The sequence below is a fragment of the Rhodopirellula sp. J20-39 genome (assembly GCF_057365095.1).
In genome coordinates, this window is the sequence record NZ_CP195123.1 from 3,989,005 (window position 1) to 4,014,237 (window position 25,233).

At 54.3% G+C, this 25,233-nt stretch carries 15 protein-coding genes; 6 read left to right on the forward strand and 9 right to left on the reverse strand.

Annotation, left to right across the window (positions count from 1 at the left end):
* Positions 1–27: 27 nt before the first annotated feature.
* Together ACR3ZL_RS14535 and ACR3ZL_RS14540 are read left to right on the forward strand one after the other, a co-directional pair.
* A complete protein-coding gene (locus ACR3ZL_RS14535; RefSeq protein WP_473652400.1) occupies positions 28–2,793 on the forward strand; it encodes a tetratricopeptide repeat protein in 2,766 nt (921 codons plus the stop codon).
* Positions 2,794–2,942: 149 nt separating this feature from the next.
* Positions 2,943–4,859, forward strand: a complete 1,917-nt coding sequence (locus ACR3ZL_RS14540; RefSeq protein WP_473652399.1) for a CRTAC1 family protein — start codon at positions 2,943–2,945, stop codon at positions 4,857–4,859.
* Between the two features lie 106 nt (positions 4,860–4,965).
* Here the strand turns inward: ACR3ZL_RS14540 and ACR3ZL_RS14545 are convergent, their stop codons facing one another.
* Entirely contained in the window at positions 4,966–6,276 is a 1,311-nt protein-coding gene (locus tag ACR3ZL_RS14545) for a glycoside hydrolase family 2 TIM barrel-domain containing protein (protein WP_473652398.1), read from the reverse strand.
* A gap of 84 nt (positions 6,277–6,360) precedes the next feature.
* Between ACR3ZL_RS14545 and ACR3ZL_RS14550 the strand changes: the two genes are divergently transcribed.
* A complete protein-coding gene (locus ACR3ZL_RS14550; protein WP_473652397.1) occupies positions 6,361–7,419 on the forward strand; it encodes a LacI family DNA-binding transcriptional regulator in 1,059 nt (352 codons plus the stop codon).
* A gap of 161 nt (positions 7,420–7,580) precedes the next feature.
* A complete protein-coding gene (locus tag ACR3ZL_RS14555) occupies positions 7,581–8,159 on the forward strand; it encodes a tetratricopeptide repeat protein (RefSeq protein WP_486172720.1) in 579 nt (192 codons plus the stop codon).
* A gap of 488 nt (positions 8,160–8,647) precedes the next feature.
* Here ACR3ZL_RS14555 and ACR3ZL_RS14560 read toward each other — a convergent pair whose 3' ends face one another.
* From ACR3ZL_RS14560 to ACR3ZL_RS14575, 4 genes are all read right to left on the reverse strand, one after another.
* Complete coding sequence (locus tag ACR3ZL_RS14560; RefSeq protein WP_486172721.1) at positions 8,648–11,680, reverse strand: FG-GAP-like repeat-containing protein; 3,033 nt, start codon at positions 11,678–11,680, stop codon at positions 8,648–8,650.
* Positions 11,681–11,885: 205 nt separating this feature from the next.
* On the reverse strand, positions 11,886–12,077 hold the full coding sequence (locus tag ACR3ZL_RS14565) for a hypothetical protein (protein WP_473652393.1): 192 nt from the start codon (positions 12,075–12,077) through the stop codon (positions 11,886–11,888).
* A 94-nt stretch (positions 12,078–12,171) separates the two neighbouring features.
* Positions 12,172–13,401, reverse strand: coding sequence for a DUF1559 family PulG-like putative transporter (locus tag ACR3ZL_RS14570; protein ID WP_473652392.1), 1,230 nt, complete (start codon positions 13,399–13,401; stop codon positions 12,172–12,174).
* Positions 13,402–13,608: 207 nt separating this feature from the next.
* Positions 13,609–14,619, reverse strand: a complete 1,011-nt coding sequence (locus ACR3ZL_RS14575) for a LacI family DNA-binding transcriptional regulator (protein ID WP_473652391.1) — start codon at positions 14,617–14,619, stop codon at positions 13,609–13,611.
* 280 nt (positions 14,620–14,899) lie between these two features.
* Between ACR3ZL_RS14575 and ACR3ZL_RS14580 the strand changes: the two genes are divergently transcribed.
* Both ACR3ZL_RS14580 and ACR3ZL_RS14585 read left to right on the forward strand, forming a co-directional pair.
* On the forward strand, positions 14,900–16,585 hold the full coding sequence (locus ACR3ZL_RS14580; protein WP_473652390.1) for an MFS transporter: 1,686 nt from the start codon (positions 14,900–14,902) through the stop codon (positions 16,583–16,585).
* A 173-nt stretch (positions 16,586–16,758) separates the two neighbouring features.
* Positions 16,759–20,229 carry a hypothetical protein gene (locus ACR3ZL_RS14585; RefSeq protein WP_486172722.1) on the forward strand — a complete coding sequence of 1,157 codons (3,471 nt, stop codon included), beginning with the start codon at positions 16,759–16,761 and terminating at the stop codon, positions 20,227–20,229.
* An 18-nt stretch (positions 20,230–20,247) separates the two neighbouring features.
* On the opposite strand, the gene ACR3ZL_RS14590 is transcribed toward ACR3ZL_RS14585, so the two are convergent.
* The 4 genes from ACR3ZL_RS14590 to ACR3ZL_RS14605 form a co-directional block, all read right to left on the reverse strand.
* Positions 20,248–21,096 carry an NHL repeat-containing protein gene (locus ACR3ZL_RS14590; RefSeq protein WP_473652386.1) on the reverse strand — a complete coding sequence of 283 codons (849 nt, stop codon included), beginning with the start codon at positions 21,094–21,096 and terminating at the stop codon, positions 20,248–20,250.
* 196 nt (positions 21,097–21,292) lie between these two features.
* Positions 21,293–22,867, reverse strand: a complete 1,575-nt coding sequence (locus ACR3ZL_RS14595; protein ID WP_486172723.1) for an aldehyde dehydrogenase (NADP(+)) — start codon at positions 22,865–22,867, stop codon at positions 21,293–21,295.
* 73 nt (positions 22,868–22,940) lie between these two features.
* Positions 22,941–24,173, reverse strand: a complete 1,233-nt coding sequence (locus tag ACR3ZL_RS14600; RefSeq protein WP_486172724.1) for a fumarylacetoacetate hydrolase family protein — start codon at positions 24,171–24,173, stop codon at positions 22,941–22,943.
* Between the two features lie 108 nt (positions 24,174–24,281).
* Entirely contained in the window at positions 24,282–25,208 is a 927-nt protein-coding gene (locus ACR3ZL_RS14605; RefSeq protein WP_486172725.1) for a metallophosphoesterase, read from the reverse strand.
* Positions 25,209–25,233 lie beyond the last annotated feature (25 nt).

The following is a 25,233-nucleotide window of genomic DNA, read 5'->3' on the forward strand; positions in this document are numbered from 1 at the left end:
CTGTTTTTGTTGTCTGTGCAGTCTATCGTGAATTCGCCGAAACCCAAACCAGCGATCCGTCCAGTTACACCGCGACTTCAGCGAGTGTTGTTCGTCGTGTTAACGCTCTTTGGGGTGTTGTTCGCCAACGGCTTGTATCTGACTTCCATCACTTGGTTGCAGTACTTCAGTGGTGACGTTTACGAGACGCACTTCTATCAGTTGATGTTCTTGCTTCATCTCGGTTTGGGGCTGTTGATCATTTTGCCGACCCTTGGCTTCGGCTTCTTGCACATGGTCCGTAGCAGACACCGCCGAAATCGACGAGCGGTCAAGATCGGGTACGCCTTACTTGCGATTTCGATTGTGATCTTGGTGACCGGTTTGCTGCTAATGCGAATCGGTTCGCTGGCGATCGTTAATCCGACCAGTCGCAACGTCGTTTATTGGCTTCACCTGCTGTCTCCACTTGTCGTCGTTTGGCTCTATTGGTTGCACCGGCTGGTGGGATCGCGAATCAAATGGCACATCGGGCGACGCGTTGGTTTGGCGATCGCGGTATTGGTCGGTGTGATGATCGCCTTCCAGGGATCCAACCCGCGTGTCAGTACCGACAAAGCACCCATCGATGGTGACAAGTACTTCGAGCCCTCGTTGGCTCGAACTACTTCGGGCAAGTTCGTTGCCGCAAAAACGTTAATGAACGACGATTATTGCCTTCGTTGTCATAAAGATATCTACGATTCGGCGATTCACAGCGCTCACCGATTAAGCAGCTTCAATAACCCGGCTTACCGAGCGTCCGTGCGGGAAACCCGCAAGGTATCGATGGAGCGAATGGGCTCAATGCAGGCCTCGCGTTGGTGTGCCGGATGTCACGATCCGGTCCCATTCTTTTCCGGCGAGTTTGACGATCCGAATTACGACGACGTCGACAATCCGACATCGCAAGCTGGCATCACATGTGCGGTTTGTCACGCGATCCAGTCCGTCGATAGCAACGTGGGCAACGCCGACTACACCATCGACGAGCCGGTTCACTATCCGTTCACGTACAGCGAAAATCCGCTGTTGCAGGAACTGAATTCGTTGATGGTGAAGGCGAAACCTGCGTTTCACAAACACGAAATGTTGAAACCGTTCCATAAAGAAGCTGAGTTCTGCAGCACGTGCCACAAGGTTTCGTTGCCCGGTAGCGTCACTAATTACAAAGACTTCTTGCGTGGCCAGAACCACTACGACAGCTATCTATTGTCCGGCGTTTCGGGACACGGAGCGAGAAGTTTCTATTACCCGCCGCAAGCCCAATCGAACTGCAACGGTTGCCACATGCCCGCGATGGCAAGTGACGATTTCGGAGCTCGCTTGATGGATGAGTTGAATGCGTTGGGAGTGCATGACCATTCGTTCCCGAGTGCCAATTCAGCGCTTGCCTATTGGTTGGGTGATGACAACGGGATTGAGCGGCATCGTGACTACTTGAAGGGAACGTTGCGCGTCGATCTTTTCGGGCTGCGCAAGGGGGAATTGGTTAGCGACGACCTGATTGCTCCGCTGGGTGATCGGGCTGTTGTCGAGCCAGGCCAGACTTATTTGCTTGAAACGGTTTTGCGAACGATGAAGCTGGGGCACCACTTCAGCCAAGGCACGACGGATTCGAACCAGATTTGGGTCGAGTTGACTGCGACGCAAAACGGTGAGGTGATCGGCCGAAGTGGGCACCGTGACGATCGAGAGGCAGTGGATCCTGATTCGCACTTCGTCAACACGTTCATGCTGGATCGTGAGGGCAATCGGATCAATCGCCGCAACGCTCAAGATATTTTCACTCCGCTATACAGCCATCAAATTCCACCGGGTGCTGGGCAGACAATTCATTATCGGGTCACGATGCCGAGTGAGTCGACTGAGCCGATCGAGATTGTCGCTCGATTGCTTTATCGTAAGTTCGACACCGAGTACCTCGATTACATCCGGCGTGACCGCGATCCAGAACGGGATCCGTTGGACTTGGGGCAGCCGGGCGATCCCAATGACTTGCCGATTATCGAGATCTGCAGCGATAAGCTGGTTTTGGAAATGGGGCAGGAAAGCGAAGCGATTGAGGATAGCGAACAAAGCCATTCAATTCCCCTATGGCAACGCTGGAATGACTATGGGATTGGAATGTTCCTGAAGGGCAAGGCGGAGCTGAAGCAAGCCGGCGATGCGTTCCGCCGCGTCGAGGAGTTGGGACGGTTCGATGGTCCGATGAACATGGCTCGTGTGCAGTTCGCCGAAGGAGACCTCGACGGTGCGACCGAATCACTGCGACGAGCTTCGACGATGGACCCACCACCACCATCGTGGACGCACAGTTGGCTCAGTGGAATCGTCAACCGCCAACAGGGAAATCTGGATGCCGCTGCGGAATCGTTACGTGGCGTTCTGGAAACACGTGTGGTCGAACGAGGGTTCGATTTTTCCTTGGATTATGAGGTTCGCAACCAGCTCGGGTTAACGCTAGTCGATCTTGCTCAGCGAGCCGAGGTCCGGGGCGACAGAAGTGAGCTGGAACTTTATCGCCGTGAAGCGACCAGCGAATTTGAACGCGTTTTAGAAACCGATTCCGAAAACGTAACCGCGCACGCTAACCTCGCGGAACTGTACACATGGATTGGCGACGAGAAGCTCGCTACCCACCATCGCTCGTTGCATCGTAAGTACAAGCCGGACAACAATGCTGCGGAAGTAGCTATTCCAGCCGCTCGGCGGCGATATCCGGCGGCCAACCACGCAGCCGAAGCGTTGGTTATCTATGATTTAATACGGTAATAAAGTGATTCCTGGTTTAGATCGTTTGCACGGCTACGCCAGAATCTTCACACCAACTTTGCTACGTCTATTTCGCCTCGTCCATCTCGCTTGGTCTTTTTCCTTACGATCACGTCGACGCGTCGACATCGCTAACCCCTTGCAAATGCATGCCCAACCGCCCTTCCCAAATCGATTCGTCAGATAGCGTCGACGTCATCGACGAAGACATTGAAAATGATGCCGTCATCGGTTCTGCATTACGTGGGTCGTTGGTGGTTTTGGCTGCGGTTTGTTTGCCGATCGCTGGTGTGTTGGCGTATCTAAGTATCAATCAGCCGATCGAGCAATCGACAGAAGTCGCGGTGACGCTTCCGGAAATTCGCCAGACAAACGGCTCCGTCATTCCGATGATGCCACTGGTGAATGTCACGAGCCAAAGCGGTATCGACTTTGTGCACGAATCAGGACGCTACGGTGAGCGGTTGCTGCCCGAGACGATGGGAAGCGGCGTCGCGGTGCTGGACTTTAACGCCGACGGGCACGACGACCTCTTGTTTGTTAACTCGCAGCGATGGCCATGGAAAACGGCTGAGGACGATCAGGGCTCGGCTGAGGTTCCGCCATCGACATGCAAATTGTTTGCCGGAAACGGAAAGTTTCAGTTCACAGACGTTTCCAAAAAGGCAGGTTTGGATTTGGAACTGTATGGAATGGGTGTCGCCGTTGGGGATTACGACAACGACGGTGACAGCGACGTGTTTCTGTCAGCGGTTGGCAAAAATCGATTGCTGCGGAATGACGAGGGACAATTCGTTGACGTAACGAGTGATGCCGGCGTCGGCGGAACCGAGGACGCTTGGAGCACCAGTTGTGGTTTCTTCGATTATGACAACGACGGTTTGCTGGATCTGTTTGTTTGCAACTACGTGACATGGTCAAAAGACGAGGACCTCAGCCAAAAGTTCACGCTCGACGGCGTTAACCGCGCTTATGGGCCGCCGCGTGCGTTCAGCGGTTCGTTTTCATATCTGTATCATAACGAAGGTGAAGGCGTCTTCGCGGATGTTTCAGCGAAGTCGGGGATTCAAATTCGGAACGATGACACCGATGTGCCACTCGGCAAGGCGATGGGCGTGGCTCCGGTCGACGTTAATGCAGACGGTTGGATGGATTTGGTTGTGGCCAATGACACCGTCCGAAACTTCTTGTTTCAGAACAATAAGGATGGGACATTCACCGAAGTCGGGCGGCTGTCTGGAATTGCATTCGATCGCAGCACGGGGAACGCTCGCGGTGCGATGGGGATCGATACGGCTAGTTTTCGAGATGATGGAACGCTAGCGATTGGGATCGGCAATTTCGCTAACGAGCCGTCGGCGCTCTACATGGCTCGGCCGGATCGTGTCCAATTCATTGATGCGGCGATGTATACCGGATTGGGGCCGCCTACTCGCAAGGGATTGACGTTTGGACTGTTCTTCTTGGACGTGGACTTGGATAGCCGACTAGATGTCTTGGGGGCCAACGGGCACCTTGAAGAACACATTTCCGAGACACAAGCGAGTCAGCAATACAAGCAACCACCGCAATTGTTCTGGAACGCTGGACGTGATGCACAGAGCGAGTTGGTGTTGGTACCCCAGTCCAATGTGGGAGAAGATTTCTATTCGCCGATCGTGGGCCGGGGCGCAGCGTATGGTGACTTTGATGAAGACGGCGATCTTGACGTCGTGATCTCAACCAGTCACGGCGAACCCGTGGTCTTTCGCAATGATCAAGTGACTGGGCATCACTACTTGCGAGTGCGTTTGGTGGGGACGGAATGCAATCGCGATGCGATCGGTGCAGTCGCGACGTTGACGATCGGCGATCGCGCGATCGCTCGCACCGTGATGCCGACCCGCAGTTATTTAAGTCAGTGTGAGCCGGAGTTAACGTTCGGGCTGGGGGAGTTCACCTCGGCCGAAACCTTGGCGGTACGTTGGCCCGACGGAAGCGAAGAAGTGTTCCCGATCGAAGGCATCGATCGCGTGATCACGTTGACCCAGGGACAAGGCATCGTAAACGACGCCGAGCAATCGTAGGTTCAAGGCCAACGCCGAACGCACTTCAAAGTATTGGTCTGTATCCAGCGACCTTGAAGATGCGATCGAGTGACGCGAGTCCGAAACAGAGAGTGAATCGAGTCGCTTAGTTCGCTTCTACGCGGAAGCAGCGATTCTCTGCACTGGCGCCACCGTTGCCGTCTTTGACAACGACGAAGAGACGATAGTTGCCGGGTTTGGCTGGCGTTCGAATGACCGCGTCACCACCATCGGACTTGACAATGCACTCAGGGAAGGTTGGCGGCACGGATTCACGGTCCCCGCCTACGCTCTGTTCCGTCGTTTCAGCTTGTACCGTCCACGTCCATTCCAGCGAATCACCTTCTGGATCTGCGGCATCGACGTGAACTCGAATCGTTTCGCCGGGGCCCACGGTGGATTGAATCAAATCGGATTCAAAGTTGGTCAGCCGAGGGCACCGATTTGCCGGCCACTTTCCTGTCCATGCACGACACATCGCGTCGACTTGCGGAAGCTTCTCGCCGGATTCCAAAAACATGCCATACCAAGTGGATGTCTTTTCTTGCTTGAAACCCCACAGGAAACAATAGCTGCCAACGCAAATGTCGGTTGCATCCTCGACCAGCATGGACTGGGTCACGTAATAGCTCGCTGCTTTCTTACGACTGGTGGGTTCAATGGCCGCACCCCACGATGTTTGCGGTACTTCCCAGTGGCCCGAAGGACCGAACTCGGTAAGCACAAACGGCTTCTTCCAACCAGCCGCTTTGATGTCGCTCGCCGCCGATGAGGCCGCTGCGTATGAGTTTACGCCCAGGATGTCGATGTTGGGATAGTGTTTTAGAATCCCACGGACCTTGTTCCCTGACGCTCCGGCGATCACCGTCATCACGGGATGCTTGCCGTCTTCTTCCTTGATGATTGCGGCTAACTCGTTGAGTTCTTTCCAAATGTGAGGAACGTCATCGTCGGAGCTTGGTCCCTCCATTTCATTGCCGAGACCCCATAGCAAGACTGCGGGGTGATCCTTGTGTTTGCGGACCGCTTGCCGGACCATGTCTCGCTGTTTCTGGATGGCTGCTTGATCGGAGTAATCAAAGCCATGTCGCTCGTGTCCAATCCAAAGCCCCACGGCGACAGCGATGCCAAGTTCTTCGCAGCGGTCTAGTAACGGCTTGCCATCGACTTTCTTGTCGAGTGACTCGATGCCCCAGGTTCGGATGGAGTTTCCTCCGTTTTCGACCAATTCGGTCAAATGGTCGGTGCCACCGGCGCCGCGGATGAAGAACGGTTCGCCGGCACGTTTCAGGATCAGGTGCCCCGCTTCGTTTTTATCGATCGTGACCTCGGCGGCTTGGTTCATTCCGGTCATCGTGAAGCTCATGCACAGTAGCCCGGCCACAAATCCGAGCGACGATTTAGTAAGTTTTTTCATGATAGGTGTTCCTTTCGTCTCATTGTGTGCATAAAGTTGCATTGGTGCAACTGTTGTTTTTTCGTATTCGCTGCAAATCAGAAAATGCCCAAGCCCGTTAACCAGCAACTGATCGCCGACAAACTAAAGATCTCGCGGGCGACCGTATCGCGTTGTTTCACTAACCACCCGGGAATCAATCCGCAAACTCGCGGTAAGGTTTTCAAGCTTGCCGCGGCACTCGGCTACAACCATCTTGAGACGCGGACTGGATCGGGGCGAGAAAAGACGAAGCTCACCCATTTTGGCGTTTTGGTTTGCACCGAGGTCGACGACTACCTGAGTACGGACTACGAGAGCCCCGGTGAAAAGTTGATCGCGGGTGTTAGCGATCAGGCATTGTTGAGTGGTGTGAAGTTGGATGTTCACTTCGTCAAGCCACAAGAAAATGCACTCAGTGATCCGAGCTATGCGAAGATTGCCGCATTGCGACAAAGGCAGTGGGACGGCGTGATGATGGTGTACCCATTCGCGCCGGAGATCGTTGACGAGCTGAACCGATTGATGCCGGTTGTTTCGCTTGTGGAACAATACAGCGGCACGCCGATCAATTGCGTCGACGTTGACCATCACCGCGGAATATCCGCTGTGGTACGGCGTTTAGCAGATCTCGGGCATCATCGGATTGGCTTTTTAAGTCACAATTACGGCGTCGACGCGAACTGGGCACTGCGCCGGCACTCGGCTTACGTGGAAGAGATGACTCGGTTGGGAAACTTTATCGATCCGGCGGACGTGTTGAACGTACGTCCGAGCGAGCGATTGGATGCGGAACAGACTTATGCAAGAGCGCTCGAACGGACTCGATTCGGTGTCACCGCTTGGGTATGTGCGGCGGATCACCAAGCGTATGGGCTGATCGCGTTCCTAAACGAACGCGGGATCAAGACTCCCGACGATGTCTCGGTAACCGGTTTCGACGGGATCGAGCCGCCGGAATGGGCGAGTCCGCTGACGACCGTTTCGATCCCGTATTACGAAATCGGGCAGATTGGTTGCAAACGCCTCGAAGAGCTAGTCTCTAAACGTTTCGGATCGGCCCAACATGTCATGCTGGATTGCGCAATTCGCGAAGGATCGACAGTCGCGTCGCCGTCAAATTAGCACGTTCGCTCAATAGACAATCGACACATCAAACTGAGCGTTGACTGTGCGAATTATAACTTTGTGTGCATAAAATTGCATTTTTAGATTGTCGGCGAAGCAGCCGTCGCTTAGAACGGAAGCTCGCATACACTTCATTGTTCTGATCCCCGAGAAAACTGATGAAAACCGCGTTAGGACTTTCGTTCATTTTGCTTTGTGCCGGCTGCCAACCTGGAGACGCCACGACTGGAGTCGCCGACGGTGAAGCAACTACCCAAGCTGCTGCCGTAGGTGACTCCGGTGCTTCCGCCACCACCACGGTGTCGGCTGAACCCGCCGATGCAAGTAAGCTCGACTTCGGCGATTACTCGTCGAGTCATCTAACGACGAAAGCGTGGGAAGCGCTCGCGCAAAAGAATTACTCACAAACGGTCGCCTACGCAGATGAATGCATCGACCGGTATCTCGAAGAGGCGGTGAAGATGCAGGAAGGTCTAAGCGAGCCGGTTCCGACGTCGGACAAAGAAGCCGTATCGGCCATGTGGGCATTAAATGATGTTGGAACGAGCTACTTCATCAAGGGGCAAGCTTTGGAAGCGGATGGCAAGAATGCTGAGGCGATGGCGGCCTATCAAGCGATTCTCGACAAGGTATCCTTCGCACAATGTTGGGATACGAACGGTTGGTTCTGGAAGCCCGCCGATGCTGCTGCAAAACAAGCCAAGATGCTGGAGTTTGAACTGCTCGACGCGGAGTGATTCCCGCCCATACCTCGACGATGTATTAGGTTCAGAGAACCTCAGTATCCTTCCCGAGCCGACCGCCATCACTTGGCCGCCGGTTCGTTGCTTGGCGGTGAAGCATCGCAGAAGTTTCACCCGCCTCGAAAGTTCAGCATCGGTGGACGAGGAAACTGAAGGCAACCAGTCCATTCGCATTCAATCGCGTAGAAGAACTCTCCACCCCGCCACGAGCAACCCCAGCCTACTAACAAAACCTAGAGCATTTTGAGATTTGACGTGCCCGATCCCGGTAGCTGGGTTCGCCAGAATTCAGTTTGTGGTTCGTAGGCCGGACCAAGCGCAGCGACGTTCCGGCATTCACGCGATTGCCGGATGGGCGTCGCAAAGCCTCCTTCATCCGGCCTACTTTCGGGGCGTTACGTGATTGGTCTTTGTAGCTGGATTCGACAGAATTCAGAGCACCGGAGTCTGGTGACACCGCCTACATCCTTTTCTGAAACGCTCTAGTAAGCCAGTTCAAAAGCTTCTGGATCGTCCTCGGTTAGCAACCAAGTTTTGCCCGACGCGAGTTGATCGTGGGCTTGCTGGCGTCCATCAGGCCAAGTCACGATGACACGGCAATCGTCTTTCTGATCACCGAGTCCGACGTGAAGGGTGCGTTCATTGCTGCATAGATAGCCATCGCCCGCAGTTTGGAAGGCAGTCCATGAGTGCTGAGCCGTTGTTATCTGAACGGTCGCACCAATAGCGTCCCGGGAGCCTTTTCGGCCGACCAGTCGGAACTGAATCCAACTTGCTGGCGTTTGCGTCTGGTTCACCAGAATGGCGACCGGTTCGGATTGATGGGTCACAGCGAAATCGGTCAGACCATCGTGGTTGACGTCCAATGTCCAAAGAGCCCGACCGATGTGATCTTGGCTTAGATAGTCGGCGGTGGATTTAGAGTGCCTAGCAATCGAGTTGGTGATTGATTCAAACTTGCCGCTTCGCTGACGCTGAAAGACCTGCATTGGTTGCGCGTAGGGAGCGTATTGTTCACCGGGGTAGCCATCAATGTTACCGTTCGTCACGACCAATTCTGCGAAACCGTTGTTATCCAGGTCAATGCCCTGGGTACCGAATCCAACCATGGGTAAGGTCGAAGAGTAAAGGTTCTGGCCGATCGTTTCGTCCTGCCAAAGATTGCGGCCGATTTGTGCGTGATACGTGTTTGCTTCACCATCGAAGTTGGTGACATAAATGTCAGCATCGCCGTCATTGTCAAAGTCTCCTGTGGCGATGCCCATCGACCCTTGAGCCGATGTGCGATCATCAGAACCAAGGCCGCGAGGAATCGCAGATTCATTCAGTCGAAATTCGTCTGGATTCTTTTGACTCCAGTAGTGATTGCTGGTCAGGTCGTTCGCGACAAAGACGTCGAGTCCCACGGAACTATCAAACGAGCCAATCGTCACACCCAATCCGCGCCCGACCACGGATGGGGAACCACACCGAGACGTTAAGTCGACGAACACACCGTCGTCGGTGCCACGCAGAAAGTGGTCCGCTGCGGCAGCAAAGATCAACGGCGAACATGCTCGGGCGATATCACTTGCGCCATGTCGACACTCTCGATTGACGGGATCGAGTCCGGCACCGTAGGTCAAGATTGTAATGTCAGCCAAGCCGTCGCTATCCAAGTCCGCTATCGCGCCGCTGGTCGACCACTCCGATAGCCCGCGGTCTTCAGCAAGGTTGCTGCTTGCGTCGGTGAAGGTTCCATCACCATTGTTGATCAGCAGCGTGTTGGGTCCGTAGTTCATGGCAAGCAGGTCGGGGAAACCGTCCTCGTTGACGTCACCGACAGCGATGCCTTGGCCGAATCCTATGTCGTTGGTGAGCGACTCGGTTGTTACATCGACAAACTTTCCAGCAACATTTCGCCATAGCGTGTTAGATGCTGAGTTTTGTTGAAGCGGTGTTCCTCCGGCAGCGGCAAGATACAGATCCCCCCAACCATCCAGGTCAAAGTCAATCGTCCCGCCACCACACCCCAGGGTTTGATAGTGCATCACTCCGGGACGCTGCAGGTTGTTTCCGGTTCGTCCGAAAAAGGCGAGCCCTCGTGATTTCGCTTCGTTCACAAGTTCGACGCTTGCGGAATTGTCGATTCTTGCGAAAGAACGGCTCGACTTGCTCTCGGAGGTTTCTTGCCTCACTTTAATCGTTGGTTTCGGAAATTGCGCAAGAGTCGTTTGAAGCTTGTTGAAATGCGGCACTTGGTACCACGGCGTGTCCGATTGCATCGATCCGACGATGGATTCACGGACGCGATCTGCCGAATCAGATTGATTGGATGGCAGTGTTGTAGCGATCGATGCCCATGCCTCGGCTTCCCATAACTGGCCAAGCGATTGCAGCGTTTGAGCGAGGTCAATTGCGATGGAGCGTGAGGACCTTCCTGACTTCACAAACTCGGCTTTCAACTGGCTGAACCGGGACAGCAGTTGTGCTCGTTCGCTAACCGCCGCACTCAGTTCGGTAGGTTGTTGGTCGTCGTCGAGCATGCTTTGGCTTAGCGTCCGACTCAGTTTTGTCCAAGCCAACCGGTGATCTGGTTCGTGCTGCGCCGCTTCCCAATAAGCTCGTGCCGCCGACTGGTAATCGCCTTGCTCATGACACCAGTCTCCGGCCGCCATCCAAAAGCTGGGGTGCTCTTCGATGCCACGAGGCGTTGTTGCGGCGAGTGAAGCGAATTCGGCGTCTTTGCCTGCTTCAATTAGCACGCGGCTTAGCAGCGCTAGCGAGGGGAGATGCGATGGATGGTTGAGCAGCGATTGCATGAGTAGAGACGCTGCCTGATCAAAGTTTCCAAGGTCGAATTGCACTCGACCGGCAGCTACTAGCGGGCGATCATCATTCGGATTTCGCTTGGCCAGTTCCACAAATGCGTCGGGACTTTCCGTCCGAGAATCGGATGAACTAATCGACAACAACAAAGCGAGATCGAACTGTCGTTGCCGAATCAAGAATTGTCCATGGGGGATCGCCCGTGGACGATCTTCCATCCCCAAGCACATGTCGAAGAGCTTACGACGAATGTCGTGCCGCAGCGGTTGTTCGCGAAGTATGTCTTCGAACAACGCCATGCAATCATGGACTCGTCCAACCGCAAGCAAGGTTGCAGTCGCTTGGCTTAAACGCGACTGGTTCGTGAACGAATCAATTCGGCAGGCATCGACCATTAGGTCGGCCGCGGTCTGTTTCTCGCCGACTTCGTAGGCAACTCGGCTAACCGATGCCAGAGTCTCTGCGTCCTGGGAATGCTGAGTCAGGACCGCTTTGGAGAATTGCCAAGCCTGGCTCCATTCCCCTCGACCAACCGCAGAGCGAAAACTCTGAAGCGGCGTCGACGAGCTGCCCGTGGATGGCGAAACGATCACTTCGTTGTGGTGGTCGCATCCGACAATGCACATTATCGCCAAGGTTGCGGCCGCCAATGCTAAAGTATGGCGATAAGTTGCGAGTTGAGTTCGTTGCCCGAATCGGAGTCGCATTCTGGCCATCCTTTAACTCATGAAGAGTTGATAGCATTGTTTTGCTGTGCCCGCCGCAAGCTACTTCAGGTAGTCAAAGCAATTTTGGAAAGGAGTTCACTTTCCTCGCAGTGCCTAGACACTCTGTAGTGAGCTTCATTCGCTTTCGCTTGACGGCCATTCGGCATCGTATCGCCGAAGTTTGGTTAAGCGGAGTGTCGAATTCCTAGCGACCCTTCTTGTAGGATTCCGACATCGATTGAGCGTAGTCGGCTTGCGTCTTTTCTTGCTGGGCAATGAGCGCGGCTTGTTCTTCTGCTGTGCCAGCTTGGATGCTTTCGGAATCACCGCATCCGATCGTCAAGATCGAACCAAGGATAAGAGCGAGGCCGCAGATTTGTGTTCTTACGTGAGTCATTCTGGATCTTCGAGTTTGCTTTAGTGAGGAGGTGCAAGACAGCCCCGAGGAACCAGACGTTGCTCGGGGCGACAAAGACATTTTCAGGGAAGACCTAGAGTTCTTCCTGAATGACTTCCTTGGAGGCACGGGTGCCTAATGAGCCCCACAATCCGTATGGGCTCTTCGAACCAGGAGCACGGTTGCCGCTGAAGCCAAGGCCGACTTGGCCGTTGCGTTGATCGCCAGCTTCAATCGAGTCCGTGATGAACTTGACCGCACCGTCACCCATCAGAATGTGAGCACCACCTTGGTGGCGACTGCTTGGTGGGATGATGCCTTCTTGTCCGGGCCATTCGCCGGCGTAGCAGACTTCCGAGTTTGGTGGACGAATCGTCATCACGCCAGAGAACAGTTGTTCGCCGTTCATCCACTGGTAACCACGACCGAAGGCCGAGTCGGTGTTGGTCATCGAGTTGGTTCCAGAAACCCAGAACTGAGGGCGTGTTGGATCCAATAGATTTGCGTCGACACATGCCATTGGGTTGGTCATCGGCGGCGTACCGGCACCGTTCAGGTTGCGGGCACCGTCGGTGGTGACATCGTGGTCGCCCAGGTCGGTGTTCATCTCACCCGCCATGATCGTGTTGGCAAGTCCATCAAGAACATCGCGGAAACGAAGTGTGGTGTGAGCGGCGAACATCCCACGGCAACCTGCACGAGCAGCTTCCGAATCGTCCGACTCAATCTTCAGGTTCTGAGCCACTTCAGCAGGACCCGTTTCGCATTTGAACATCGAGTCACCCAAGTTACAGCCGTAGTTGGTGCGTCCATGGGAAGGAAGTCCAACACCGGGATCCGACGGGCAGCGGAACGACGGAACGTTCGTCATTGCTGGCGGATAGGCTGCGTTGCTGGGTTTAGGGCCCATCGCGTTCCAATTCGGCACGCCTTGCGATGCTCGTGTTACAAGCTGGCTGCCGTTGAGTTGGTAGCCGTTGGGGTTCGAAATGGATTCCCAAAGAGCTTGTTGCTCGATGAAAGGTGTCAGGCCGACGAGCCAACTGTTTTGTTGTTGGTTGGCGGTGTCCGATGGATCCCACCATGTCGTCGAGTGGTCCTGGGTGCCGCCCTTTTGACGAGGAAGTTGTTTGTATGCGGAATGATAGTTATGAATGCCGAGTCCGATTTGCTTGAAATTGTTGCTGCAGCTCATACGTCGAGCGGCTTCACGAGCGGCTTGGACGGCGGGCAGAAGCAAACCGACTAGGACGCCAATGATGGCGATCACGACCAGCAGTTCGACAAGCGTGAAGCCTGTTCTAGATTGATTTGTACGTTGCATGATGGGGTGCTCTTTTTGAAGACAAATTGTGTGGAGAGAAGTTTCCGATTGAGATGGGATTTAGAATGACTGACTGTAGCCTTGCGGCGAGTCAGTTCACTTTCGTCGATGGGACGAAGCCGTGTAAACGATCAAGTTGAGCTCATAGGGCATGCTCCCTTTAGAAAGTAACGAATTAAATGAAGTGGAATAAAAATGAGCGTTGCGTTAGATCATGTTGATCTTGGCGACCGACTCGCGGTGTTGAAGTTCGGGACGCAGTACTGGCAGGTCATAAGGTTTGCCTTCCATCATGCTTACCAGTGCCTTCGCGGCGACGGCTCCCATTTCAGCGCCCGGTTGGCGAACGGTCGTCAACGGAGGGGTGACAAATGCAGACTCCGCTTGATCGTCGAAACCGACAAGCGAGACGTCTTCGGGAACACGGATTCCTTTGCGTTGAAGTGTCAGCCGAGCTCCGTATGCGACCATGTCGTTAGCACAGAACACCGCGGAAAATGTTTTGCCCCGCATGATCAGCGAGTTGATGCCGAGGATTCCGGATTGAGCAGTGAAATTGCCTTCGAGGACCAACTCCGGATCCAACTGGATGCCCGCGTCAGCCAATGCTTTGGAGTAGCCTTCGAAGCGACGGATGGCATCTTGGTGGTTCATGATGCCCCGGATGATTGCGATATCACGATGACCGAAGTCGATCAGGTGTTTGGTAGCGTCGTAAGCACCTTGAACATTGTCGATGTAGACACATTGGTCGCTCCAACCCGGGATTTCCTTGCCGACCACGATGGTGGGGATTCGGTTTCGCAGTTCATTCAGGTCGACTTGCGATAGGTCGCCGCCGAGCAGTACCAGGCCATCGACTTTGCGTCCGAGCAAGGTTTGGATGACGTTAAATTCGGTGACATCTTCCATTTGGCCGTCAACGAAGATTGGCGAATAGCCGGTTCCCGAAAAGCCTTGGATGACGCCCTGCATCATCATGTCGAAAAAGGGGCTGCCGATCTTTTGGGTAACAACACCGACGGTCATCGAACGTCCGCTGGCCAGTCCGCGAGCGAAGACGTTTGCTTGGTAGCCGAGCGACTCCATCGCTTCGAGCACGGTCCGGCGAGTTTGCTTGTTGACGACAGCTTTGTCGTTGAGGACTCGTGAGACGGTGCTCTTGGAGACTTTGGCTCGTTCGGCGATGTCGCTGATCGTGGTAGGTGTGGACTTCATTGACTTGGCACGCTGAGAGAGCTTTGAAACCGGTTGCATGTAAATGTACGCACGAGGCAAGATGATTGCAACCGGTTGCAGTACAGATTCTGGAAAATACCTGAAAACGATCGTTTTGAGCGTCTTCAGTTTGAAACCGGTTGCAGTCGAGTTGCGGTGCTTGTACTTTAGGGGCGTGCAGGGGCGGTTAGCTGGCCCGTGGTTGCAACCAGTTGCAGAGCGTGACGCACATGAAGTCCTACTTTGCCGCGCAAAGGTCCCTGCAGTGCCTTCGTCTCCTGTGCCTCCATCTTCAGAGCCTTCTTCACAGCCAGATCTCGGGCCGCTCGGGGCCGATTCCACCGCTCCCCCGCCGGACGACCAGCAATTGAGTGTTGGCGAAAAGGTCGGATACGGGCTCGGTGATACGGCGTCCAATCTCTATTGGAAGACGTTCGAGTTCTTTCTGATCTATTTCTATACCGACGTTTTTGGCCTGACGGCTAAGTCGGCCGGGACACTGATGCTGGTCACCCGTATTTGGGATGCGATCAATGATCCTTTAGTCGGCTATTTGGCGGATCGAACTCGAACCACTTGGGGAAGGTTTCGGCCCTATTTGGTGTGGATGTCAGTTCCCTTTGCGATCACCGGAATGATGACCTTCTACACGCCGGATCTGGGGGAAACCGGAAAGCTAGTCTACGCCTACATCACCTACACGTTGGTGATGATGGCCTACACCGCGATCAATATTCCCTACGGTGCCTTGATGGGAGTGATCTCGGCGAATTCGATTGAGCGAACCAGCGTTTCAACCTATCGGTTCATCGCTGCATTTTGCGGCGGGATTGTGGTCCAGTACTGCACTCTGGGGATGGTGGCATTTTTCGGAGGAACCGAAACAACGGTCGTCGATGGTGTTACCAAAGAAGTGGTGTTGAATGAACAACGTGGTTTCTTTCTGACGATGGCGGTGTTCTCGATCGCTGCGGTTGTCCTGTTTCTGATTACGTTTGCGACGACGAAAGAACGCGTTCAGCCCGTCGCGGATGAAAAGTCGACCTTTCGAGCTGACATCAAATTTGTCTTATCCAGCATCCGCTTGCACCAAGTCATGCTGCTTGGGTTGGTGTTGTTGGCATGTCTGGCGACCGCGTTTGAAAGAAAGACGCTGCTGCCGATCTTGGCCGGGTACATCGTCTTGAGTTTGCTTTCGTTGTGCGTCCGAGCGTACGCGAGAAGGAAATACGCCGGCGTGTCGGAGGCGTCCACGTTTGAGCTGGACTTTAACGATCTTTTGGCCAATCGCCCTTGGATGGTCCTGTTCGGATTTGGGCTGTTGCAGCTATCTGGCTTGTTCATCCGCGGCGGTGCAATTTTGTACTACTTCAAGTACTACTGTGGCGATGCCAGCATTGCACCGACGTTTTGGGTGCTTGGAAGCTTTGCCGCGATCGCGGGCATGCTGCTTACCAAGACGCTAACCCGAATCTTTGGCAAGAAGCTACTGATGATCGGCATGAACGCTGGTGTTGCGATCATCACAGCGGCGTTCTTCTTTCTCGAACCGGATCAGGTCACCGAGATGCTGGTTTTGCAGGTCGTCGCCTCATTTATCGGCGGTCCAGTACCGGTGTTGTTGTGGGCGATGTACGCGGACACGGCTGACTATTCCGAATGGCGAAGCGGACGGCGGGCAACCGGCTTGGTATTTGCCGCAGCGACGTTCTCACAAAAGATGGGCTGCGCCGTGGGAGCCGCGATGACCGGCTTCGCGTTGAGTTTCTATCAATACGCCCAGCCCATCGATGGTGTCGAGCAAATGCAATCCGACACCACGCTGCAAGGCATGCGAATGATGATGAGCCTCATCCCGGCAGGCTTTCTGCTCGCCTCGGCGGTTTGTTTGATGTTCTACGGAATCAGCAAACCGCTCTCGGAGCAAATTGAACGCGATCTCCAAGTTGGGAAATTCCAAGCGTAGTTCTGAAGGCGATCCCAATTGCATCACGTGCGGACGTCTTTTTCGACCAGTTACGACAATCTCATCATCGCCGCAATCCGGTAAGTCAACAAACGAAGTCGCATTCAGTATCCGTTGAAACTGAAAGCGATTCCACGATCAGCAAAATCGATTTCTCTATCGAAAACCTTATCATGCACCAACTTCAAACTCAGCCCACTTTCTCAGCTTCAGTCACGGGCCAATACGTGACCATGGAAGGTGCGACTTGGTACAAGATCGCCAATAACCACCGGATGCCGGAGTTCTTTATAAGTGCGGTTAGCTCAGGTGATCATTGGATGTTCGTGTCCAGTCGCGGTGCTTTGACAGCGGGCCGGCAGAATCCGGATTCGTCATTGTTCCCTTACTATTCGGCTGACAAAATTCTGGACACCGCGGACGTTAGCGGTCCCAAGACTCTATTGCGTGTTTGTCAAGCAAACGGAGAATCCGTGCTCTGGGAACCGTTCGCAGCCGATCCCATTCGTGAGGCTTCGCGATCGCAGAATCTATACAAAAACTGGTTTGGTAGCCGGATTTTGTTCGAGGAAGTAAACCATTCTTTGCAATTGGCTTTTCGCTATTGGTGGTGTTTCGGTGAGCGTTTCGGATTTATCCGCAGTTGCGAGTTGGTGAACCTAAGCGACTCCGTCCAGACCGTTGAGGTGACCGACGGATTGGAAAATGTTTTACCCAGTCGATTGGGACAGGACTTTCAGTTGCGGTATAGCAACTTAGGCGATGCGTACAAAAAGAGCGAGCGACTGGAGGAGTCATCTTTAGGCCTCTTCTATCTAAGCTCGATTCCCACCGATCGCGCCGAGCCGAGCGAAGGGTTGCATGCCAACGTCGTTTGGCAACAGGGGCTTGAGAACCCGGCCACCGCCATCAGCAGCCAACAAATAGAAGGCGTTCGAAATGGCGATCGGCTGGTTAACGAAACTGATGCTCGTGGCAGACGCGGAGCCTATTTTGTTTCATCCTTGTTGGAAATTGCTCCGCAGAACCAGATCGATTGGCAACTAGTTGCTAATGTCAATTGCGACCATAGCGACGTAGTCGGTCTGCACCAAATGTTGTTGTCCCAAACTGACGTAGCCTCGGAAATCGACAAGGACATTCGGGATACCGAGGAGCAATTGCTTAAGATCATTTCTTCTGCGGACGGTCGTCAATCGGGAGCGGATCGATTACGCAACCAACGTCATCAATCCAACGTGCTGTTCAATGTGATGCGAGGCGGAATCCCGGCCAGCGGATATGAAGTGCTGACGAGTGATCTGTGTACACACATTGAACTTGCCAATCGTCAAGTTTGGAAGAAACACAGTGCTTTTCTCGGACGCCTTCCGGACAAAATCGGATTGGATGGACTGCGAGCGATCATCGGAGATACGAACGACGCGGACCTGATCCGCATTGTCTCTGAATATTTGCCGCTTTGCTTCAGTCGTCGCCACGGGGACCCGACCCGCCCGTGGAATAAGTTTTCAATCGACCTGCGATCCAAGGATGGAACAGACAACTTGAGCTACCAGGGCAATTGGCGTGATATCTTTCAGAATTGGGAGGCGCTGGCGGTTGCCTATCCGAAGTACGCGATCAGCATGGTCTTCCGATTCGTCAATGCGTCTACCGCAGACGGTTACAACCCCTATCGGATCACGAAAGATGGGTTCGATTGGGAGTCGCCCGAACCCGGTAACCCCTGGGCAAATATTGGTTACTGGGGCGATCATCAAATTATCTATTTGTTGAAGTTACTAGAGCGCGGACGTGCTTTAACTCCCGAAGCAATGGACCGAAGTCTTTCGCTCGAAAGCTGCGTGTACGCGAATATTCCCTATCGTATCCGGCCCTATCAAGAGATCTGGGCTGACCCACAATCGACGATCGATTTCGATTCTGAACTCGAAGCCAAGATTGCCGAGCGTGTTGAACAGATCGGCGGTGATGGAAAGCTTCTGGGTGAACCAGACGGACAGGCGTATCGGGTCGGCTTGGTTGAAAAGCTTCTTGTTCCGGCGCTGGTCAAACTGACCAATTTTGTACCGGGTGGCGGCGTATGGATGAACACACAGCGTCCGGAATGGAACGATGCTAATAACGCGTTGGTAGGCCGCGGGCTATCGGTCGTGACCGCTTGCTACTTGCGGCGATACCTCACTTTCATGATCGAATGGTTTTCAAATCAAACCGAATCAATTCCACGATCGGCATCGATATCGGAAGCCGTTTGGGGGCTTGCTCAACAAATCCAGAAGGTTTTGGTTGAGCATCGAGATGCCTTCGACGGCGAGATCAACGACCAGCAACGAAAGCAGATTCTGGACGGGCTAGCGACAGCAGGATCTGACTACCGCCTGCAATTGTATCGCGATGGCTTCTCCGGCGAAAAATCAAACGTAGCGCTTGCCGACCTTGTCGAACTGTTCAGTCAAGCTCGTGAAATGGTGGACCACACGATCCGTTTGAATCGTCGTCCCGATGGTCTGTATCACTCGTACAATTTGATGCATCCGGAGGGGAACCAAGCTTCTATCGGCCACTTGTATGAAATGCTGGAGGGGCAGGTCGCTGCATTGAGTAGTGGATTGTTGTCAGGATCCGATGCCGTCGAATTGCTCGACGAACTACGGCAAAGCAACATTTACCGTGAAGATCAACAGAGTTACATGTTGTACCCTGACCGTGAATTGCCACGGTTTTTGGAAAAGAATCTTCTTGATCCAGGGCAGGTGCGCCGTTCTGAGCTAATTCAAGTCTTACTTGATAGCGGGGATAGTTCTGTCGTGCACATGGATGTTAACGGTGGTGTTCACTTCGACGGTGATTTCAGAAACGCAGCGGACTTGGAAGAATCGTTGGATCGATTGCAATCAGACGATGAGTATCGAGAGTTGGTGCAACAGGAACGGCATCTGCTACTGGAAATTTTTGAGGCCACGTTCGAGCATCGACACTTCACCGGTCGCTCGGGAACGTTCTTTGGGTACGAAGGACTGGGCTCTATTTACTGGCACATGGTTTCGAAGCTGGCTTTGGCGGTGATGGAACAATGTATCCAAGAGCGGCAGCGGAAAGACGCTTGTGGTCAAGTGGTGCTTAACCGTTTGCACGAACACTACCGCGAAATCCGCGATGGGATCGGATTGACGAAAACGCCTCTGCAATACGGAGCGTTTCCTACCGATCCGTACTCTCATACTCCGCAGGGTGCTGGCGTTCAGCAACCTGGGATGACTGGCCAAGTGAAAGAAGATGTGCTGTCACGTTGGGACGAGTTGGGGATTCGGATTGAAGACGGCCAAGTATCGTTCGATCCGATCTTTTTCGAAGAGTCCGAGTTCTTAGATCAGGAATCGGAGCTCGAGTTTTTCGACTTGCAGGGTACCCGCGTGGTGATGCCGATTCCGGCCGATAGTTTTGCGTTGACGCTTTGCCAGGTGCCGATCGTTTATCGGCGTAGTGCTCAGCAGCGATTGACTCTTCACTTAGTCGATCGCGAATCAGTCCGACGTGACGAGTTGGCAATGACGCCGATTGAATCAGCTTCGCTATTTGGTCGTCGTGGCGAGATCGCATCGATCGAAGTTTGTTTCGATCCAGCGAGTCTTCGTTAGCGAAGAACGGATTGTGAGTTAAAGACGAGTCTTGAAGGCCTTCGTGCTTAGGTCAAACTCGTAAACCTGTTTTTGCTTGGGGTCAGCGACCAGCAGCGAGTTTTCTCCGATCGCAATGCCGACGGGGCCTATCAGTGGTTCCCCTTCATGCCATTTTTCGGTCGAGCCATCAGCGTTGACTTTCCAAATCGCTTTCCCATAACCGTCCGTGACGTACCCATGATCGCCTGACCATGCGAGACCATTGGGGTACTGGAACGGGCGACCGGTCACGATGGGTTTGACTTCTTTGGTTTCCACGTCAATTTGCACAATGGCAGTATCATCGGGCGTAACGGCCCATAGTTTTCCTTCGTCGTCGAACGCGAGACCTCGAGCGTTCACGCGAGCAATCAGCTCGGGCTTCCCACCGCCGATCGGCAAACGAAAGGTGGCTCGCTTTTCAGCGTCGCCGACATACAGCCACTCTTGCTTGGCATCAATCGCCAGTGCCATCGGGATTCCGATATAGCCGTCGTTCAATCCGACCGGCTCTGCATTCGCCGATTCGATTCGGTACACTTCTCGAGTTGCTGAATCGCCCACTAGGATGCCGCCATCAGGATGCATGACGATGCAGCGTGGGCGATTCATCGGCTTGCGAAGCAGTCGGCTGCCTTGCACGAACAATTCCGTTGTTTCGCCTGCCTTCCAGACACCCGGTAGATTGAGGTCAACACAGAAGACATCTTTCTTGTCTGTAGCCACCGCCAATGGGTAAACAGGCTCTGCGTTGTTTTCATCGGCTGCGATAACCGGCTGGATCGTCTGAATAGCGAGGACGCAAAGAGTCAGCGATTTTGCGATGAAGCCAAAGTTCAGTTGCATGAGTGGGGAATCTTGATGAAGTTCGGAAGGAGTTGGCGAGAAGGGGGAGCAGGGGAGCTAGAGACAGGGGAGCTAGGGATTTCGTGGACGCAACGGGCGAATCATCCATGCCGCCACTTTGCACGCGGACTCATGATAACAGATCGCGAACGCTCTTCGTTGGAGCGTGATTGGCGTGGACCTGGATCACATCCCGTTAGACTTCCGAACGCGTTAGACCCAGTGAGTTCACCCGGTCGAGTGCGGCTGGTAATAGAGCATCCGGACAGTTTTGCCAAGCAACCGGTCGTGTAAATCGATAGATCGCAAGCGACCCGACGCTTGTGCTGCGTCCGTCCGAGGTCGCGGGGAACGGGCCACCATGTACCATACTGTGACACACCTCGACGCCGGTGGGGAATCCGTTGAAGACCAGCCTGCCTGCTTTCAATTCCAGTGCCGCGACCAGATCCGCGGCCTCGATCCAATCAGCATCGGTTCCGTGCAAGGTCGCGGTCAGTTGACCTTCCAGACTGTTGATCGCCTTCAGAAGCTCGTCTCGACTTTCGTAGGTGACCAATAGCGTTGAGGGACCAAAAACTTCGTCCATCATTTGTGGATCGGCAAGGAACGCAGCCGTCGTTGTACGAAACAATTGGGGGAGTGCTTGGCAGGCATCGGCGTCGCCAGGAAGTTTCGCACCCGCCAGCTTTTCGATCTTGTCGTTTCGGATTTGTTGATCAACGCCCTCCGCAAACGCATCTCGAATGCCCTTCGTCAGCATCGTCGCACTGGGCGCCGAGCTCATTCGTTCGGCCAGCGATGCAGCGAACCGGTCTGCTGCGTCCCCAGCAGGCAAGAACACAAGTCCGGGGTTGGTGCAGAATTGGCCAGCGCCGAGCGTTACGGAACCATGCAAACCCTCGGCCAACGAATCGGTCTGTTCAGCCAAGGCAGCTGGTAACAAGACGACTGGGTTGATGCTGCTCATTTCAGCGTAAACCGGAATTGGCGCCGGTCGCTTGGCTGCGATCTCCATTAACGCACAGCCTCCGGTGCGACTGCCGGTAAATCCAACCGCTTGCACTTTCGGATGCGCGACCAATGCTTTGCCGACCTGGTGACCACTGTCGAACAGCATCGAGAACACGCCAGCGGGAAGATCGCACTTCTTAACTGCTCGAGTGATGGCGCCGGCAACCAGCTCGGAAACGCCAGGGTGTGCTTCGTGAGCCTTGACGATCACGGGGCATCCCGCAGCAAGTGCGGAAGCGGTGTCACCGCCAGCAACGGAAAACGCAAGCGGGAAATTGCTAGCGCCAAACACCGCGACTGGCCCCAACGCTCGAAGTTGGCAACGCAGATCCACCTTCGGGATCGGCTTGCGATCCGCATTTGGATTATCGATGCGAGGTTGGACCCAATTGCCGTCCTCGATCAGGTCCGCAAACAATCGAAGTTGACCGCACGTACGGCCGCGTTCGCCTTGAAGGCGTCCGGCCGGGAGTCCGGTTTCCGCTGTTCCACGCTGAGTTAATGCGTCGCCGATCGCTTCGATTTCGTCAGCAATTGTGCGTAGGAACGTCGCTCGTTCGCCGTCCGGGCGGTTGCGGTAATCCAGAAACGCATTCCAAGCTAACTCACACGCCTTGTTCACATCGGACGCATCGGACTGGTGGAACGCGGGCTCGATCGCTTCGCCCGTTGATGGGTTTATCGCTTGGAAGGTTTCTCCGGAAGCGTTGCCACGCATTTCGCCAAGGAAGGACAGTCCCAATAGTTCGTTATTCATCGGTTGGTTTTCAGTATGGTTTAGGTTGTGTTGGACCAAGCAAAGGCGAATGCCTGTCAGCGAGGTGAAAGGTTTATTGTTGGGCCGCGGAAAGGTATTCAAGCAAGTTCGAGATGCCGTAATCCCAAGGTGGGATTTGATCGGTGTGGTTGACCCAGTTGACGAGACGGCCGAGCTTTTCGGTCGAGATTTCGACACGGTCGCCCAGATGGTGAGTGAACCCGCCACCGCTCGCGTCTCGGTTTTCGGTGGGGGCGAACATGGTGCCTAGGAACAGCATCAAGCCATCGGGATATTGGTGATGTTTGCCGATCGCTTGGGCCACGAGGTCCGCGGGCGGACGACTGATTTCGGACATGCGATTGCGGCCGGAAGTTTCGAACCCATCCGCACCGATGATCGAAAGTTCAATCTCAAGGCTGGTGATATCTTCGAGCTGGAACGTGTCGTCGAACAGCCGAATGAAGGGGCCGATCGAACATGAGCCGTTTTGGTCCTTGGCTTCGCCGAGTAGCAACGCACTGCGGCCTTCGTAGTCTCTTAGATTCACGTCGTTACCGAGTGTTGCACCGCAGATTTTTCCGTCGCGGGAGACAGCCAGGACGACTTCGGGTTCCGGGTTGTTCCAGGTCGAGTCGGGCAGTACGCCAATTTGCGCACCGTAGCCAACCGATGCCATCGGTTGAGCTTTGGTAAAGATTTCCGCGTCCTTGCCAATGCCGACTTCCAGATATTGCGACCAGACACCAGCGTCGATGAATTTCTGTTTCAGAACATCTGTCTGCGGCGAGCCAGGCACGACTTTTGATAAATCATCACCCAGTGTTTCCATGATCAAGCCGCGAATTTGTTCGGCCACCTTGGGATCACCCTTTGCCTTTTCCTCGACGACCCGTTCCAGCAAGCTGCGAACAAATGTGACGCCGCACGCCCTGGTCGCCAGCAGGTCGTTCGGGGCGAGTAGCGCCACATTGGTCTCTTCCGCCAGTCGAGGACCACGGCGAGTGAACAGGCTCGCTTGAACAACGTCGACGAGCGTTCCAACGGACGGGCCAGGTTGTGTAAGCTTGCTTAAATAGTCGGGGGCGTTGAGCAACGCCGACATGGTTGGGTAGGTGGTTTCAAGAATCTCGCCATCACGCAACACGACGACTCGAGGTCCCGCAATCTTGTTCGCCGCAAATTTGGCGGGCACCCACACACGGCCTACCCAGGTGCCCTGACGCCCCTCATGGGGAACAACTTGATCGGCCGCATAGTCAGTGATGGTTGGGGAATTTTGAAGGTTCAAGTTTTCATCCGACATCGAACTGCGAGACAATGGGCTGCTTCAGCAACAATGCTGCAGCATAAGTGAATCGACGCTAATTGCAGAGGCCAAGTTGACAGGCAAGCGATGGCTTTGCTCGCGTTATCAACTCGTCAGTGCTACCTCGAACCGTTCGCCGGATTGTGGGTGTTTTGGGTCGAACGTGTTCAGCTCGAGTGACATTACGTCTTCCCCAATCTCCGCCCAAACCCAGCCGTTTGGTCGTCCGGGACTGAACACATACGCCATTGGGGGAAGATTGATCATGTGGAAATGACCGCGTTGGCTGTGTGTCCACGTGTGTGTGTGGCCGTATAGAAAAGCTTTGACGTGTTGACGGGTATCGAGTACCTGGAACAACTGCTTTGTGTCGGACAAGCCGGTCCAAGGTTTGTCATTCGGCGGTGCGGTGAACTGGGGATTGTGATGGGTCATGACGATCGCAGGCTTGTCGCGTCGGGAGTCAAGTTCCGTCGCAAGCCATTCAATTTGATTTGCGCCGAGTTCGCCTGTGACCAATCCGACGCGGTGAAGCGAATCGAGCAGGAACAGGTTGGCGTGGGGTGTTTCAATCACGCTGATGTGTTTGGACATCACCGCTGGGTTATTGGTGGGACGCTGGTTCGACAACGCGTTATATAGCGGCTCGCGGTCGTCGTGATTTCCCATTGTCACGTGCAGCGAAATCTGGGTGTCATCCAGCGGGGCCAAGCAGGCTGCGAAATTGGCGTAGTCGTCTGGCAATCCCTTCAAGTAGGCACAATCGCCATTGATGATCAGCTCAGAGGGACGGCTTTTCAAATTGCAAATGTCGCCGATCGCACGTTGTAGATTTTCAGTCATGTTCACACCACGTGCCATGGTGTCAGGCGAGCTCGGAATATGGGTGTCCGAGAGTAACGCGATGCGAGTGGGCTCGTTCGCTGCAGCCGCTTCTGTTGGATGAGCGGCCAGGATAGTTGCCGCGCCGCCGAGAGCGGCAGTTACCTTCAGGAAGTCACGGCGTGAGGTGGGAGTGCGATGGATGGGCATAGGGAATCAAATCAGGTGAAGAAGG